Annotated in this window: 16 protein-coding genes; 13 read left to right on the plus strand and 3 right to left on the minus strand. The window is 66.3% G+C overall.

Annotated elements, in window-relative coordinates; genetic code table 11:
- Nucleotides 1–24: 24 nt before the first annotated feature.
- The 10 genes from atpB to E3T22_RS15590 all read left to right on the plus strand — a co-directional run bounded on the left by atpB (nt 25) and on the right by E3T22_RS15590 (nt 8,739).
- Nucleotides 25–810: a F0F1 ATP synthase subunit A gene (gene atpB, locus E3T22_RS15545; RefSeq protein WP_088455447.1), complete on the plus strand. Its 786-nt coding sequence runs from the start codon at nt 25–27 to the stop codon at nt 808–810.
- A gap of 57 nt (nt 811–867) precedes the next feature.
- Nucleotides 868–1,098, plus strand: coding sequence for an ATP synthase F0 subunit C (gene atpE, locus E3T22_RS15550; RefSeq protein WP_088455448.1), 231 nt, complete (start codon nt 868–870; stop codon nt 1,096–1,098).
- An 11-nt stretch (nt 1,099–1,109) separates the two neighbouring features.
- Nucleotides 1,110–1,667, plus strand: coding sequence for a F0F1 ATP synthase subunit B (locus E3T22_RS15555; RefSeq protein ID WP_088455449.1), 558 nt, complete (start codon nt 1,110–1,112; stop codon nt 1,665–1,667).
- Nucleotides 1,668–1,672: 5 nt separating this feature from the next.
- Nucleotides 1,673–2,470, plus strand: coding sequence for a F0F1 ATP synthase subunit delta (locus E3T22_RS15560; RefSeq protein ID WP_088455450.1), 798 nt, complete (start codon nt 1,673–1,675; stop codon nt 2,468–2,470).
- 87 nt (nt 2,471–2,557) lie between these two features.
- Complete coding sequence (atpA, locus tag E3T22_RS15565) at nt 2,558–4,195, plus strand: F0F1 ATP synthase subunit alpha (RefSeq protein ID WP_103459663.1); 1,638 nt, start codon at nt 2,558–2,560, stop codon at nt 4,193–4,195.
- Between the two features lie 88 nt (nt 4,196–4,283).
- Entirely contained in the window at nt 4,284–5,183 is a 900-nt protein-coding gene (locus E3T22_RS15570; RefSeq protein WP_088455451.1) for a F0F1 ATP synthase subunit gamma, read from the plus strand.
- Between the two features lie 18 nt (nt 5,184–5,201).
- Nucleotides 5,202–6,665, plus strand: coding sequence for a F0F1 ATP synthase subunit beta (gene atpD / locus E3T22_RS15575; RefSeq protein ID WP_088455452.1), 1,464 nt, complete (start codon nt 5,202–5,204; stop codon nt 6,663–6,665).
- A 2-nt stretch (nt 6,666–6,667) separates the two neighbouring features.
- Entirely contained in the window at nt 6,668–6,934 is a 267-nt protein-coding gene (locus tag E3T22_RS15580; RefSeq protein ID WP_088455453.1) for a F0F1 ATP synthase subunit epsilon, read from the plus strand.
- A 23-nt stretch (nt 6,935–6,957) separates the two neighbouring features.
- On the plus strand, nt 6,958–7,728 hold the full coding sequence (locus E3T22_RS15585; RefSeq protein ID WP_088455454.1) for a YaaA family protein: 771 nt from the start codon (nt 6,958–6,960) through the stop codon (nt 7,726–7,728).
- 9 nt (nt 7,729–7,737) lie between these two features.
- A complete protein-coding gene (locus E3T22_RS15590; RefSeq protein WP_134480614.1) occupies nt 7,738–8,739 on the plus strand; it encodes a malate dehydrogenase in 1,002 nt (333 codons plus the stop codon).
- Here E3T22_RS15590 and E3T22_RS15595 read toward each other — a convergent pair.
- Together E3T22_RS15595 and E3T22_RS15600 are read right to left on the minus strand one after the other, a co-directional pair.
- Entirely contained in the window at nt 8,736–9,341 is a 606-nt protein-coding gene (locus E3T22_RS15595; RefSeq protein ID WP_103478790.1) for a DNA-3-methyladenine glycosylase I, read from the minus strand. The two genes, E3T22_RS15590 and E3T22_RS15595, sit on opposite strands and share 4 nt — an antisense overlap.
- Nucleotides 9,338–9,847, minus strand: coding sequence for a methylated-DNA--[protein]-cysteine S-methyltransferase (locus E3T22_RS15600; RefSeq protein WP_088455457.1), 510 nt, complete (start codon nt 9,845–9,847; stop codon nt 9,338–9,340). Before E3T22_RS15600 ends, E3T22_RS15595 begins: the two co-directional genes overlap by 4 nt.
- Nucleotides 9,848–9,979: 132 nt before the next feature.
- Between E3T22_RS15600 and E3T22_RS15605 the strand changes: the two genes are divergently transcribed.
- From E3T22_RS15605 to E3T22_RS15615, 3 genes are read left to right on the plus strand one after another with little or no spacing between them, the layout of a single operon-like run.
- On the plus strand, nt 9,980–10,942 hold the full coding sequence (locus E3T22_RS15605) for an aldo/keto reductase (protein ID WP_088455458.1): 963 nt from the start codon (nt 9,980–9,982) through the stop codon (nt 10,940–10,942).
- Nucleotides 10,942–12,675 (plus strand): ABC transporter ATP-binding protein, encoded by a 1,734-nt coding sequence (locus tag E3T22_RS15610; protein ID WP_103459631.1) that lies wholly within the window; start codon nt 10,942–10,944, stop codon nt 12,673–12,675. The genes E3T22_RS15605 and E3T22_RS15610 overlap by 1 nt, the downstream gene beginning before the upstream one ends.
- On the plus strand, nt 12,672–14,630 hold the full coding sequence (locus E3T22_RS15615; RefSeq protein WP_134480615.1) for an ABC transporter ATP-binding protein: 1,959 nt from the start codon (nt 12,672–12,674) through the stop codon (nt 14,628–14,630). Before E3T22_RS15610 ends, E3T22_RS15615 begins: the two co-directional genes overlap by 4 nt.
- An 86-nt stretch (nt 14,631–14,716) precedes the next feature.
- On the opposite strand, the gene E3T22_RS15620 is transcribed toward E3T22_RS15615, so the two are convergent.
- Nucleotides 14,717–15,361 (minus strand): acetate uptake transporter, encoded by a 645-nt coding sequence (locus E3T22_RS15620; RefSeq protein WP_241983705.1) that lies wholly within the window; start codon nt 15,359–15,361, stop codon nt 14,717–14,719.
- Nucleotides 15,362–15,366: the final 5 nt, after the last annotated feature.

The following is a 15,366-nucleotide window of genomic DNA, read 5'->3' on the forward strand; positions in this document are numbered from 1 at the left end:
AACGCTGCGTACTTGCTGATTCCCATGGCATCCGAGGAGGGCGAATTCCACGCTCCGGGGATTGGCGAATTCCTGGGCCTCCCCGCGCTGTTCTTCGCAGACACGCCCTTCGAGATCAACCGCATCATCCTGGTTCGACTGCTGGCCATCGCGCTCATGCTGTTCCTGTTCTGGTTCGCACTGCGCAAGCCCACCCGGGTCCCAGGTCGCAACCAGAGCATCGCGGAGCTCGCCCTCGGCTTCGTCCAGGTGCAGATCGCAGACCAGATCCTGGGCAAGGACATGGGCCGGCGTTACCTGCCCCTCCTGGCCGGGCTGTTCTTCGGCATCCTGGCGATGAACATCACCGGTGTGGTGCCGTTCATGAACATCTCGGGAACATCGATCATCGCGATGCCGCTGCTGCTCGGCCTCGTCGCCTACGTCGTGTTCATCTACGCCGGCATCAAGGCGTTGGGCCCGGGCAAGTTCTTCAAGAACTCGCTCTTCCCCGCCGGTGTGCCGTGGCCGATCTACATCCTGCTCGCGCCGATCGAGTTCATCAACATCTTCATCGTCCGGCCGCTCTCGCTGGCCCTGCGACTCCTACTCAATATGATGGTCGGGCACCTGCTGCTCGTGCTGTGCTTCAGTGCCACGAACTTCTTCTTCTTCACTGCCGGTGGATGGGTCGGACTCTTCGGCGTTGGAACACTCGCGTTCGGGTTCATCTTCACCTTTGTTGAATTCGCCGTCTACATCCTCCAGGCGTACATCTTCACCCTTCTGACCGCCGTGTACGTGCAACAAGCCGTGGCTGAAGAGCACTGACACAACTGAACTGGCTACGTCGACCGACGTCGTTTTTCGATTGAAAGGAAACACCTAGTGGAACCCACCATCCTCGCCGAGATCACCGGCAACATCGCGACCGTCGGTTACGGCCTTGCCGCGATCGGCCCCGGTATCGGCATCGGTATCGTCGCCGGAAAGACCGTTGAAGCCATGGCTCGCCAGCCCGAGCTCGCCGGCCGTCTCCAGGTCACCATGTTCCTCGGCATCGCGTTCACCGAGCTCCTCGCGTTCATCGGTGTTGCCGTATTCTTCATCTTCGTCTAGGGATTACCACAATGCCTGAGCTTGTTCTCGCAGCGGAAGCGGAAACCAACCCGTTTCTTCCTGCCATCTACGACATCACCTGGTCGCTTGTCGTCCTCCTGGTTGTCATGGTCTTCTTTGTACGCTTCGCGATCCCGCGTTTCCGTCAGATCCTTGACGACCGTGCGGAGGCCATCGAAGGGAACATCGCCAAGGCAGACGACGCCCAGCGCAAGGCCGAAGCTGCTCTCGAGCAGTACACCGCCCAGCTGGCCGTTGCCCGCGTCGAAGCCGGCCAGATCCGCGAGCAGGCACGCGCCGACGGTCAGCGCATTCTCGCCGAGCTGCGGGAACAGGCCACGTCAGAGGCCAACCGCATCACGGCAACTGCGAAGGCACAGATTGAGGCCGAGCGTCAGTCCGCTGTCCAGTCGCTGCGCAGTGAAGTCGGATCCCTCGCCATCGACCTCGCCTCCGGCGTGATCGGGGAGAGCCTGAACGACGATGCGCGTGCAAGCGCCATGGTCGAGCGGTTCCTCGCTGACATCGAAGCCACCGAGAACACGGCCCCTTCGGCCGGAAAGAACTAAGACACATGGGAAGCGCCACCAGAGAAGCCTTGGCCACGTCGCGGGCGGCACTCGCCGCCCACGCCGAGTGGGCTGATCTGGCGACGGGTGAGAACCTGTTCGACGCCGGCCGGGTCATCGGTGAGTCGTCTCAGCTTCTCGCCGCTCTCGGCGATTCGTCTGCGGAGGAGTCACACAAGATCGCGCTCGTTCGTGCGGTCTTCGGTGCCACCGTCACGCCCGCCGCTCTCGAATTGCTGCTGAGCGTGGCTGTCGGCCGCTGGTCGAGCCACCAGGATCTGCTGGCCGCGCTCGAAGAGCTGGCGTTGCGGGTGACGGCGGATTCGGCCGAGCCGAACGTGTCGATCCGATCCGAACTGTTCCAGTTCGGTGCGGCGGTGTCCTCGGATGCCGAACTCGAGTTGGCCCTGACCAGCAAGCTGGGTAAGTCCTCAGCCAAGGTCGGACTCATCCAGGCGCTCCTCGCCGACAAGGTGTCGCCCCAGACCCTCGTCATCGTTCGCCACCTGGTGCAGCAGCCTCGCGGCCGCCGTATCGGCGAGCTTCTCACGGATGCGGCCACCATCGTCGCCGATCAGGCCGACAGCATCCTTGCGACGGTCACCGTGGCGGCAGCGCTGCAGCAGGGGCAGTTGGACCGCCTCGCCGCGACGCTCTCGGCCCGGTACGGACGCAACGTCGCCCTCAACCAGGTCATCGACGCATCCGTCATCGGTGGCCTCAAGGTACAGATCGGCGATGACGTCATTGACGGCAGCGTCTCCACCCGTCTCAAGGACTTGAGACTGCAGCTTGCTGGCTAACCTTCGGGTTGCCAGAACACACATATCTCGAGACGGTAACGTGTCGAAAAGACAAAGCCTGTACTGCTGTACAGAAAAGGGAAGATGATGGCAGAACTAACGATCAGCCCCGATGAGATCCGTGACGCTCTCCAGGACTTCGTCAAGTCCTATGAGCCGAACAAGGCCGCAACGACCGAGGTCGGCTACGTCACCACCGCGGGCGATGGCATCGCCCACGTGCAGGGTCTCCCCGGCGTGATGGCCAACGAGCTCATCAAGTTCGCGGACGGCACCCTCGGCCTTGCGCTGAACCTCGACGAAGACGAGATCGGTGTTGTCGTCCTCGGCGAGTTCGCCGGCATCGTCGAAGGCATGGAGGTGTACCGCACCGGCGAGGTCCTCTCCGTTCCCGTCGGCGACGGTTACCTCGGCCGTGTCGTCGACCCGCTCGGCGCCCCGATCGACGGTCTCGGTGAGATCGCCACGGACGGTCGCCGCGCCCTCGAGCTGCAGGCTCCCGGCGTCATGCACCGCAAGAGCGTGCACGAGCCGATGCAGACCGGCATCAAGGCCATCGACGCGATGATCCCGATCGGCCGTGGCCAGCGCCAGCTGATCATCGGTGACCGCCAGACCGGCAAGACCGCCATCGCGGTGGACACCATCATCAACCAGAAGGCCAACTGGGAGTCCGGCGACTCCAACAAGCAGGTTCGCTGCATCTACGTCGCCATCGGCCAGAAGGGCTCCACCATCGCTTCGGTGAAGGGTGCGCTCGAGGATGCCGGAGCGATGGAGTACACGACCATCGTCGCGGCTCCCGCGTCCGACCCGGCCGGCTTCAAGTACCTCGCGCCGTACACCGGCTCGGCCATCGGCCAGCACTGGATGTACGCCGGCAAGCACGTTCTCATCATCTTCGACGACCTGTCCAAGCAGGCCGAGGCCTACCGTGCGGTGTCGCTGCTGCTGCGTCGCCCGCCGGGACGCGAAGCGTACCCCGGCGACGTGTTCTACCTGCACTCCCGTCTGCTCGAGCGTTGTGCCAAGCTCTCCGACGAGCTCGGTGCCGGATCGATGACCGGCCTGCCGATCATCGAGACCAAGGCCAACGACGTTGCCGCCTACATCCCGACCAACGTGATCTCGATCACCGACGGCCAGATCTTCCTGCAGTCCGACCTCTTCAACGCCAACCAGCGCCCCGCGGTCGACGTGGGAATCTCGGTTTCGCGTGTTGGTGGCGACGCCCAGGTCAAGTCGATCAAGAAGGTCTCCGGTACCCTCAAGCTCGAACTGGCCCAGTACCGTTCTCTCGAAGCGTTCTCGATGTTCGCATCTGACCTCGACCCGGCCAGCCGTCGCCAGCTTGCTCGTGGCGCCCGTCTCACCGAGCTGCTCAAGCAGCCGCAGTACTCGCCGTACCCCGTGGAAGACCAGGTCGTTTCGATCTGGGCCGGCACGAACGGCAAGCTGGACGAGGTTCCCCTCGAGGACATCCTGCGTTTCGAACGCGAACTGCTCGACTTCCTCGGTCGCACCACCAGCATCCTCACGACGCTCCGCGACACCAACGTGCTCAGCGACGACACCGTCGCCGAACTGACCACCGCGGTTGACACCTTCAAGCGCGAATTCCAGACCGGTGAGGGCAAGCCCCTGGCTTCCGTCGGCCGTGAAGAGTTCGTCGCAACCAAGGCAGAAGACGTCAACCAGGAAAAGATCGTCAAGCACAAGCGCTGACCGCGCATCCGGTTCGAGCCGCCGCAGGCGGCTCGGACCGGGTACTTGACACTCATCGACACGATATCTAAGCAAGCACAGGAGACACATGGGAGCGCAACTTCGGGTCTACCGGCAGAAGATCAAGTCTGCCCAGACGACCAAGAAGATCACTCGGGCCATGGAGTTGATCTCCGCTTCGCGCATCCAGAAGGCGCAGGCGCGAGTCGCGGCTTCCACCCCGTATTCGCGTGCGATCACGCAGGCGGTGTCGGCCGTCGCCACCTACTCGAACGTCGAGCACGTGCTGACTACCGAACCCGAGGTCATCAACCGTGCCGCGGTCGTCATCTTCGCCTCGGACCGTGGACTCGCGGGCGCGTTCAGCTCGCAGGTACTGCGTGAGGCTGAACAGCTCAGCGAGCTGCTGCGCAACCAGGGCAAGGACGTCGTCTATTACCTCGTCGGCCGCAAGGCCCTGGCGTACTTCAGCTTCCGCCGTCGTGTGTCCGAGCAGTCGTGGACCGGCGGAACCGACCGTCCCGAGTTCGACACCGCCCAGGAGATCGGCGACGCACTTCTGTCGGCCTTCCTGCGCGAAGCCGATGACGGTGGCGTCGACGAGATCCACATCGTCTACAACCGCTTCGTGAGCATGGTCACCCAGGTTCCCCAGGTTGTGCGCCTTCTGCCCCTGGAGGTCGTCGAGGGTGAAGCCGGCGACGTGCCCGCCACGCTGCCGCTCTACGAATTCGAACCGGACCCCGAGACCGTGCTCGACGCCCTGCTGCCGGTCTACATCGAAAGCCGCATCTTCAACGCCATGTTGCAGTCCGCGGCCTCGGAGCACGCCAGCCGCCAGAAGGCGATGAAGTCGGCCAGCGACAATGCCGACAAGCTCATCAAGGACTTCACCCGGCTGTCGAACAATGCGCGCCAGACCGAGATCACGCAGCAGATTTCCGAGATCGTGGGTGGAGCCGACGCGCTCTCATCCGCCAAGAACTAATCCAGAGAAGAGAGAGCAATGACTGACACCGCAATCGCGCCAGTCCTCGAAGAGGGCACAGCCGGCGCTGTGGGCCGCATCGCACGCGTCACGGGCCCCGTCGTGGACATCGAGTTCCCGCACGACTCGATCCCTGGCATGTACAACGCGCTCAAGACGACCATCGTCATCGGCGACGAGTCGACCGAGATCACCCTCGAGGTCGCCCTGCACCTCGGTGACGACCTGGTTCGCGCCATCGCCCTGAACCCGACCGACGGCCTCGTCCGCGGCCAGGAGGTGCGGGACACCGGCTCGCCCATCATGGTTCCGGTCGGCAACGTCACCAAGGGCCGCGTCTTCAACGTCATCGGCGAGGTCCTCAACGCCAAGCCCGGTGAGAAGATCGAGATCACCGAGCGCTGGCCCATCCACCGCAAGCCGCCGCCCTTCGACCAGCTGGAGTCCAAGACCCAGCTGTTCGAGACCGGCATCAAGGTCATCGACCTGCTCACGCCGTACGTGCTCGGTGGAAAGATCGGCCTCTTCGGTGGTGCCGGTGTCGGCAAGACCGTCCTGATCCAGGAAATGATTCAGCGCGTTGCGCAGGACCACGGTGGTGTGTCGGTGTTCGCCGGTGTCGGCGAGCGTACCCGTGAGGGCAACGACCTCATCGGCGAAATGGAAGAGGCGGGCGTCTTCGACAAGACCGCCCTCGTGTTCGGCCAGATGGACGAGCCGCCGGGAACGCGTCTGCGTGTCGCGCTCTCCGCGCTGACCATGGCCGAGTACTTCCGTGACGTCGCCAAGCAGGACGTGTTGCTCTTCATCGACAACATCTTCCGCTTCACCCAGGCCGGATCCGAGGTGTCGACCCTGCTGGGCCGCATGCCGTCCGCCGTGGGTTACCAGCCGAACCTGGCCGACGAGATGGGCATCCTGCAGGAGCGCATCACGTCGACCCGTGGCCACTCGATCACCTCGCTTCAGGCCATTTACGTGCCTGCCGACGACTACACCGACCCGGCTCCGGCGACCACGTTCGCGCACCTCGACGCCACCACAGAGCTGTCGCGTGAGATCGCGTCGAAGGGCCTGTACCCGGCCGTCGACCCGCTCACCTCGTCCAGCCGTATCCTCGACCCCCGCTACTTGGGCGCCGACCACTACAACACGGCCGTTCGCGTCAAGGCGATCCTGCAGAAGAACAAGGAACTCCAGGAGATCATCGCGATCCTCGGTGTTGACGAGCTCTCTGAAGAGGACAAGGTGACCGTGGCCCGCGCCCGGCGCATCCAGCAGTTCCTGTCGCAGAACACCTACATGGCGAAGAAGTTCACGGGCGTCGAGGGTTCGACGGTGTCGCTCAAGGACACCATCGAGTCGTTCACGGCCATCGCCAACGGTGACTTCGACCACGTGTCGGAGCAGGCATTCTTCAACGTCGGTGGCATCAACGACGTCGAAGAGAAGTGGGCTCAGATCCAGAAGGAGAACGGCTAAGCATGGCTTCGGCTTCGCTCACCGTGACTCTCGTCTCGGCGGACCAGCAGGTCTGGTCCGGCGAGGCGTCCATGGTTGTCGCGCGCACGGTGGAAGGCGAGATCGGTATTCTTGTCGGCCACGAGCCGTTGCTGGCCATCCTGTCCAGCGGCGAGGTTCGCATCACGCTGCTGGACGGAACCAAGGTCGTCGCCGAGGCTGACGACGGGTTCCTGTCCGTGGACAACGACATCATCTCCATTGTCGCCCGCCGGGCCGCACTCGTTTAGGCGCCGCCTGATTTAGGATCCTCGTGTTTGTATTGCTACCGCCGTCGGAGACGAAACGCTCCGGCGGCGTTTGCATGCCCCTGGCGATTGACTCCCTGGCCTTCCCGGCGCTGACCGGTCGCCGCCACGTGCTCACTACCGCCCTGGCCGCGCTGGCCGCCGATCAGGACGCCACCGTGCGCGCCCTCAAGCTCGGCCGCACCCAACTCGCCGAGATCGACCGCAACGCCGCCCTGCTGTCCTCCCCGACGACCCCGGTCATCGACAGGTACACCGGGGTGCTCTATGACGCGTTGGCCGCCGACACCCTGTCGCCGGCGGCCCGCGACTTCGCAGGCAGGCACCTGCTGGTGCACTCCGCGCTGCTCGGACCCGTCGGGGGGCTCGACCTCGTACCCGCCTACAGGCTCTCGCACGACTCCCGGCTGCCGGGCCTGCCCCTCAAGAAGCACTGGGCTGCCGACGTGTCCGCGGCGCTCGAGGCCACCGCGTCCGATGGTTCGGGCGGGCTGCTGCTCGACCTGCGCTCGGAAGGGTACGTGTCGCTGGGACCTGCGGCGGGGCATCCGCGGCGGTTCTACCTGCGGGTGGTGACCGAGAGCGCCGACGGTCGCACCCGCGCCCTCAACCACTTCAACAAAAAGGCCAAGGGCGACTTCACCAGGGCGCTGCTGCAGCACGGCCAGGCCTTCGACACCGTCGACGCGCTCCTCGCCTGGGCGCCGACGGCCGGATTCGCCCTGCGGCCCGGCGCTGTCGGCGAACTCGAACTCGTCGTCGCCGGTCACCTCTAGTATGAATTCGTGCAGAGACAACGAGTAAACGTCACCGTCACCGGCGCCGGAGGCAACATCGGCTATGCGCTGATGTTCCGCATCGCCTCGGGCCAATTGCTCGGACCTGACGTTCCCGTCGCGCTCCGCCTGCTCGAGATCCCCAGCGGTCTCCGGGCCGCGGAGGGCAGCGCCTTCGAACTGCAGGACAGCGCCTTCCCGCTGCTGCGTGAGGTGCTCGTGACGGATGACCCGGTGCAGGCCTTCGACGGCGCCAACGTGGCCATCCTCGTGGGCTCGCGGCCCCGCGGACCCGGCCAGCAGCGTGCGGACCTGCTCGAGGGCAACGCCCGCATCTTCGGCCCGCAGGGCGCCGCCATCAACGCCGGCGCCGCCGACGACATCAGGGTGGTCGTGGTGGGCAACCCGGCCAACACCAATGCCCTGGTCACGGCCAGCCACGCGCCGGATGTACCCGCCGACCGTTTCACCGCCCTGACCAGGCTCGACCACAACCGCGCGGTCGCCCAGCTCGCGGCGCACCTGTCGGTGCCGGTCACCTCGGTGAGGGGCGTGGCTATCTGGGGCAACCACTCGGCTCTGCAGTACCCCGACGTGTCCCACGCCACCATCGACGGACGCCCGGTGCGGGAGCTCGTCGACGAGGCCTGGCTGGTGAACGAGTTCATCCCGCGGGTCGCCAACCGCGGCGCCGAGATCATCGCCGTGCGCGGAGCGTCCTCGATGGGGTCTGCCGCCAGCGCCACGGTCGACCATGTCTACGACTGGGTGAACGGCACCGGTCACGACTGGACCAGCGCCGGAGTGTTCTCCGACGGGTCATACGGCGTGCCGGCCGGCCTGGTGTCGTCCTACCCCGTGCGCTCCCTGGGCGGCCGTTGGGCGATCGAGCCGGGGCTGGCTGTTGACGACTTCTCCCGCGCGCGGATCAACACCTCGGTGGCCGAACTGCAGGCGGAGCGCGCCGCCGTCGGTGCCCTGGGGCTGCTCGGCCCGCGAGAATCCGCCTAGGCCGGCGCCGGCGCCAGGTGGCAGCCGAGCACGTGGTCGTTCACGAGCCCGCTCGACTGCATCAGCGCGTACATGGTGGTCGGGCCCACGAACCTGTAGCCGCGGGCTCTGAGTGTCGTGCTGAGCGCGGTGGACTCCGGCGTGATCGCCGGCACCTCGGCCAGATCAGTGAGCGGCGTGCTCCGCGGTGCTGGTGCGAAGCTCCAGATCAGCTCGGTCAGGCTCTCGCCCAGGGCCAGGGTGGTTCGGGCGTTGTCGATGGTGGCGGTGATCTTGCCCCGGTGCCGGATGATGCGCTCATCGGTGAGCAGCCGCTCCACATCCGCCTCGGTGAACGCGGCGACGGCATCGACGTTGAAACCGGCGAACGCGGCCCGGAACGCCGGCCGGCGCCGGAGGATCGTGATCCAGGACAGCCCCGCCTGGAATCCCTCCAGGCACAGCTTCTCGAACAGGCGCTGCTCATCGCGCAGCGGCCGGCCCCACTCCTCGTCGTGGTAGCGCCGGTACTCGGCGTCGTTCGCGGCCCAGCCGCACCGGGCGACTCCGTCGTCACCGACGACGACGGATGGCCGCGGAATCACGGTTTCCTCGGTTGTCATCCGACGTACTCGATGCCCTCGTGCCGCAACAGCCACTGTTTGGTGGGGATGCCCTCGCCGGCGCTGAAACCGGTGATGCGCCCGTTAGAGGCGAGCACCCGATGGCAGCCCACCAGGATCGGCGCCGGGTTCGCGCCGACGGCGCCGCCGATCGCCCGGCCGGCGCCGCTCCTGCCGATCGAACGGCCCAGCTCACCGTAGGAAAGATGATCGCCGAAGGGGATGGCGGCCAGACCCCGCCAGACGCTCTGCTGGAACTCGGTGCCGCGGTTCAACCGCACCGGCACATCGAAGGTGACCCTCGCGCCGGCGAAGTACTCGCCGAGTTCAGCGGCGGCGCGTCCAAGCAGCGCGTTGGGAGCCTCCGGCAGGCCTTCCAGGGGGAGGTGGCCGTCCCTGACGATGGCCAGGGACCAGACCTCGGTGTCATCGCCCGTGAGCTCGAGGTCGCCGAGGGGACTCTGCACGCGGATCAGGTTCGGGGGAGTGGGGGCTGCGCTGGTCATAGTGTGACTGTAGTCGGCGGTCCCGAACGGTTCCGGCGGTTTTCGGACAGGGGAATATCCGGCCGGTCAGGGGCCTGTGGAGGAGGGGCCGTAGGTGGTCACATCATCGCCGCACAGGAATAGTCTGTAGCAATGGCTCAGATCGACTATCGCACTCTCGGCAACTCCGGCCTCGTCGTCTCGACGATCGGTCTGGGCTGCAATAACTTCGGCCGTAACGGCACCAGCACCGAGACCCAGGCGGGTACCTCCCTGGTGATCGATGCGGCCATCGACACCGGTGTGACCCTGTTCGACACCGCGGACATTTACGGCGCGGAACGCGGACTCAGCGAAACCCTGATGGGCAACGCCCTGCGCGGCAAGCGCGACCAGATCGTGCTCGCCACCAAGTTCGGCATGGACATGGCCGGCGCGAACGGCCCCGACTGGGACGCCCGCGGCTCCCGCCGCTACATCCGTCTGGCCGTCGAAGCGTCGCTCACCCGGCTGCAGACCGACTGGATCGACCTGTACCAACTGCACCGGCCCGACGCCAACACCCCCATCGAGGAGACCCTCGAGACCCTGGACGACCTCATCCGTGAGGGCAAGATCCGCTACATCGGCCACTCCAACCTGGCCGGCTGGCAGATCGCCGAAGCCGAATTCACCGCCAGGATCAACCATCACCCGGCCTTCATCTCGGCACAGAACGAGTACAGCCTGCTCGTGCGCGACGCCGAAGACGAGGTCCTGCCCGCCGTGAACGCCTACGGCCTGGGCTTCCTGCCGTTCTTTCCGCTCTACAACGGGCTGTTCACCGGCAAGTTCAGTCGTGAGGGCGGCCCGGCGGACAGCCGCATCATGACCATCCGCCGGCACCTGCTCGACGACGCCCCCTGGGACACCATCGAGCGTTACCAGCAGTTCTGCGACGACCGCGGCGTGAGCATGCTGGCCGCGACCCTGGCCTGGCTCCTGGCCCAGCCCGGTCTCACCAGCGTGATCGCCGGCGCCACCAAGCCGGAGCAGATCGTGCAGAACGCCGAGGCCGCCACCACCTGGCGGCCCACGGCTGAAGACGTCGCCTACATCTCCGCCCTCTTCGCCTGATGCTCTGGACCCTGCTCGTTCGCTACCTCCGGCCGCACTGGCGCCTGCTGGTGGCCGTCGTCGTCTTCCAGCTGGCGCAGTCGATCGCGTCGCTCTACCTGCCATCGTTGAACGCCGACATCATCGACGAGGGCGTGGCCACCGGCGACACCGGCTACATCCTCCGCGTCGGCGGGATCATGCTGATGATCACCCTCGGCCAGATCATCTGCGCCATCATCGCCGTCTACTTCGGCGCCAAGGCGGCCATGGCCCTCGGCCGTGACCTGCGCGGGGCGGTCTTCACCAGGGTCGGCGAATTCTCCGAGCAGGAGGTCAGCCGATTCGGCGCCCCCTCGCTGATCACCCGCTCCACCAACGACGTGCAACAGGTGCAGATGCTCGTGCTCACCACCTGCACCCTGCTGGTCTCAGCGCCCATCCTCTGCATCGGCGGGGTGATCATGGCGATGCGCCAGGACCTCGAACTGTCCTGGCTGATCGCCGTCAGCGTGCCCGTGCTGCTCGTGGCCGTCGGGCTGATCATCGTGCGCATGGTGCCGCTGTTCAGGGTGATGCAGGTGCGCATCGACACCGTCAACCGGGTGCTGCGCGAACAGCTCACCGGCATCCGGGTCATTCGCGCATTCGTGCGCGAAGACGTGGAGACCCGCCGCTTCGGCCAGGCCAACACCGACGTCACCCACACCGCCCTGCAGGCCGGCCGGCTGATGGCGCTGATGTTCCCCGTGGTGATGCTGGTGCTCAACGTCTCCAGCGTCGCCGTGATTTGGTTCGGCGCGTTCCGCATCGAAGACGGATCGATGCAGGTGGGCACCCTGATCGCGTTCCTCAGCTACCTGATGCAGATCCTGATGGCCGTGATGATGGCGACCTTCATGGCCGTGATGATTCCCCGCGCCACAGTGTCGGCCGACCGGATCGGCGAGGTGCTCGACACCGCCTCCAGCGTGCGTCCGCCAAAGAACCCCGTGAACCAGACGCACGGGCACGGCGAGCTGGAGCTTCGGGGCGTGAGCTTCGCCTACCCCGGCGCCGAACAGCCCGTGCTCAGCGACATCAGCTTCGTGGCCAGACCCGGGTTCACCACCGCCATCATCGGCAGCACCGGTTCGGGCAAGACCACCCTGGTCAACCTGCTGCCGCGCCTGTTCGATGCCACCAGCGGCACCGTGCTGTTCGGCGGTGTCGACGTGCGCGAGCTGAACCCCGACCTGCTCTGGGGCCACATCGGCCTGGTTCCGCAGAAGCCCTACCTGTTCTCCGGCACCGTGCGCAGCAACCTGCTCTACGGCAAGCCGGATGCCACCGAGGCCGAGATCTGGCAGGCGCTGGAGACCGCGCAGGCCCGCGACTTCGTCGAACGGCTCGACGGTGGCCTCGACGCCGCCATCGCCCAGGGCGGCACCAACGTTTCCGGCGGGCAGCGGCAACGCCTCGCAATCGCCCGGGCGCTGGTGAAACGGCCGGAGCTATATATCTTCGATGACTCATTCTCGGCGCTCGACCTCGCCACGGATGCCCGGCTGCGGGCGGCCCTGGCCGCGGACGTCGCCGACGCCACCATGATCATCGTGGCCCAGCGGGTGTCCACGATCCTCGACGCCGACCAGATCCTCGTCGTCGAAGACGGCCGCATCGTCGCGAGCGGCACCCACGAACAGCTGCTCGCGACCTCGTCGACCTACCAGGAAATTGCGGCATCCCAGCTGGCAGCGGAGGCCACCTCATGAGCGACACCGAAACCGCCGACGACAAGGTACCGGCACGCCCACCGCGGGGCGGCGGCCCGTTCGGCGGCATGAACATGCCGGCCGAGAAGGCGATGAACTTCGGGCCGAGCGCCAAACGCCTGATCGGCACGCTCCGCCCCGAGCGGGTGTGGCTGGTGCTGGTGCTGGTGCTCGCCGTGATCAGCGTCACATTCTCGGTGATCGGCCCCCGACTGCTCGGCGAGGGCACCAACCTGATCTTCTCCGGCGTCGTGAGCAAGGCCCTGCCGGCCGGGGCCACTCAGGCCGAGGTGATCGCCGGACTGCGGGCATCCGGCGACATCGCGCAGGCCGACATGCTCAGCGCCATGACCCTCACCCCCGGCCTCGGCATCGACTTCGCGGCCCTGTCTGCCGTGTTGTTCTGGGTGCTGGCGCTCTACATTCTCGCGTCGGTGTTCAGCTGGCTGCAGGCGCTGGTGCTCAACGCCGTCGTGCAGCGCACGGTGTTCAGGCTGCGCGAGGAAATCGAGGCCAAGATCAACCGGCTGCCGTTGGGCTACTTCGACACCGTCAAGCGCGGTGAGCTGCTCAGCCGGGTGACCAACGACGTCGACAACATCTCGCAGAGCCTGCAACAGTCGCTCAGCCAGGTGGTCACGTCGCTGCTCACCGTCATCGGCGTGATCGTGATGATGCTGCTTCTCTCGCCGCTGCTCGCCGTGATCGCGCTGGTCACCGTGCCGCTGACCCTGGTCACCACGGTGCTGATCGCCAAGCGGTCGCAGAGGCTCTTCGTGGCGCAGTGGGCCCACACCGGGGAGCTCAACGGCCAGATCGAGGAGACCTTCTCCGGGCACGCCCTGGTCAAGGTCTTCGGCCGGCAGAAGGAAGTGGAGCAGCGCTTCGCCGCGAAGAACGACGAACTCTACGAGGCCAGCTTCGGCGCCCAGTTCGTCAGCGGCATGATCATGCCCGCCATGACCTTCATCGGCAACCTGGTCTACGTGGCCATCGCCGTCGTCGGTGGCCTACAGGTGGCGTCGGGGGCCATGCAGCTCGGTGACGTGCAGGCCTTCATCCAGTACTCCCGGCAGTTCACCCAGCCGCTGGCGCAGCTGGGCTCGATGGCCAACCTGCTGCAGTCCGGCGTCGCCAGCGCCGAGCGGGTCTTCGAGCTGCTGGATGCCGACGAGCAGACCCCGGACGCCGACCCGGCCGAGACGCCCGCGGAGACCCGCGGGAGACTGGTGTTCGAGGACGTGTCGTTCAGCTACAGCGCCGACAAGCCGCTCATCCAGGGCCTGAACCTGGTGGCCGAACCCGGCCAGACCGTGGCGATCGTGGGCCCTACCGGCGCCGGCAAGACCACCCTGGTGAACCTGATGATGCGCTTCTACGAGCTCGACGGGGGCCGGATCACCCTGGACGGTGTGGATATCGCCGGGATGACCCGCAACGACCTGCGCGGCCGGATGGGCATGGTGCTGCAGGACACCTGGCTGTTCGGCGGCAGCATCCACGACAACATCGCCTACGGCCGGCCGGACGCCACCGAGGAGCAGATCCTCGAGGCCGCGACGGCCACCTACGTGGACAGGTTCGTGCACTCGCTGCCGGACGGCTACGACACCGTGCTCGACGACGAGGGCGGCAACGTCAGCGCCGGGGAGAAGCAGCTGCTCACCATCGCGCGGGCGTTCCTGGCCCGGCCCAGCGTGCTGATCCTCGACGAGGCCACCAGCTCCGTCGATACCCGCACCGAGGTGCTCGTGCAGCACGCCATGAAGGCACTCCGCGCCGATCGCACCAGCTTCGTGATCGCGCACCGACTGTCGACCATCCGCGACGCCGACCTGATCCTGGTGATGGAGGCGGGCCAGATCGTGGAGCAGGGCAGCCACGCCGAGCTGCTCGAAGCCGACGGCGCATACAGGTCCCTCTACGACTCCCAATTCGCAGCAGCCATCGAGTAGCCCCGGCCCCGCGAACTGTGAGAAAAGCCCCAGAAACGTCGAGTTTCTGGGGCTTTTCTCACAGTTCGCGAGGGGGAGGGAGCGGGTTACTTGGCGGGCCAGACGGGGAGGACGGCGCGGCCGGCGGTGGAGTTGTAGACCACGGCGAACGAGCCGTACCAGGCCAGCAGTGCGGTGAGGATGCCGAACCAGCCGCCGAGCTGGTGGATCGCGGTGATCCCGGTGTACGCGCCGATGGCCAGCAGCACGAAGGTGATCGAGAGGGCGACGAAGACGATGAAGATCGAGCCGTTGGTCTTCTTGGCGGCCACGGTCATGTAGAGCGTGAAGATCGCCCAGGCCAGCAGGAAGGTGCCCATGCCGGCGGCACCGGCCTCGACGTTGCCGCCGGTGCTCTCCAGGTACCAGAACGCCAGCCAGAACGCACCGAACGAGGTGAACGCCGTGGCGCCGAAGGTGTTGCCGTTGCGCAGCTCCCAGATGCCGGCAATGACCTGGGCGATGCCGCCGTAGAACAGCGCGAGGCCGAGGACGGCGACGCTGGAGGGAACGATTCCGGTGTTGGACATGCTGAGCACGAAGGTCGTGAGCGCGAACGCGCCCAGGCCGAGGGCGCCGGGATCGGCGAGGGGGCCGTGGGACGGGGCTGCGGGGGCTGCGGACATGGGTGCGGCGGGTGCTGTCGCGGAGGCCGCGGGGGCCTCCGGACACGTCGTATTGATCTGATTCATTTGTT

Origin of the sequence: Cryobacterium sp. TMB3-10 (assembly GCF_004402305.1) — a bacterium.
In the GTDB taxonomy this organism is placed as follows: Bacteria; Actinomycetota; Actinomycetes; order Actinomycetales; family Microbacteriaceae; genus Cryobacterium; species Cryobacterium zongtaii.

Coding starts and splice junctions, on each gene's coding strand:
- atpB (WP_088455447.1), top strand. CDS start 25: ATGGCATCCGAGGAGGGCGAATTCCACGCTCCGGGGATTGGCGAATTC.
- E3T22_RS15555 (WP_088455449.1), top strand. CDS start 1,110: ATGCCTGAGCTTGTTCTCGCAGCGGAAGCGGAAACCAACCCGTTTCTT.
- E3T22_RS15560 (WP_088455450.1), top strand. CDS start 1,673: ATGGGAAGCGCCACCAGAGAAGCCTTGGCCACGTCGCGGGCGGCACTC.
- atpA (WP_103459663.1), top strand. CDS start 2,558: ATGGCAGAACTAACGATCAGCCCCGATGAGATCCGTGACGCTCTCCAG.
- E3T22_RS15570 (WP_088455451.1), top strand. CDS start 4,284: ATGGGAGCGCAACTTCGGGTCTACCGGCAGAAGATCAAGTCTGCCCAG.
- atpD (WP_088455452.1), top strand. CDS start 5,202: ATGACTGACACCGCAATCGCGCCAGTCCTCGAAGAGGGCACAGCCGGC.
- E3T22_RS15580 (WP_088455453.1), top strand. CDS start 6,668: ATGGCTTCGGCTTCGCTCACCGTGACTCTCGTCTCGGCGGACCAGCAG.
- E3T22_RS15595 (WP_103478790.1), bottom strand. CDS start 9,341: ATGACAACCGAGGAAACCGTGATTCCGCGGCCATCCGTCGTCGTCGGT.
- E3T22_RS15600 (WP_088455457.1), bottom strand. CDS start 9,847: ATGACCAGCGCAGCCCCCACTCCCCCGAACCTGATCCGCGTGCAGAGT.
- E3T22_RS15605 (WP_088455458.1), top strand. CDS start 9,980: ATGGCTCAGATCGACTATCGCACTCTCGGCAACTCCGGCCTCGTCGTC.
- E3T22_RS15610 (WP_103459631.1), top strand. CDS start 10,942: ATGCTCTGGACCCTGCTCGTTCGCTACCTCCGGCCGCACTGGCGCCTG.
- E3T22_RS15615 (WP_134480615.1), top strand. CDS start 12,672: ATGAGCGACACCGAAACCGCCGACGACAAGGTACCGGCACGCCCACCG.
- E3T22_RS15620 (WP_241983705.1), bottom strand. CDS start 15,361: ATGAATCAGATCAATACGACGTGTCCGGAGGCCCCCGCGGCCTCCGCG.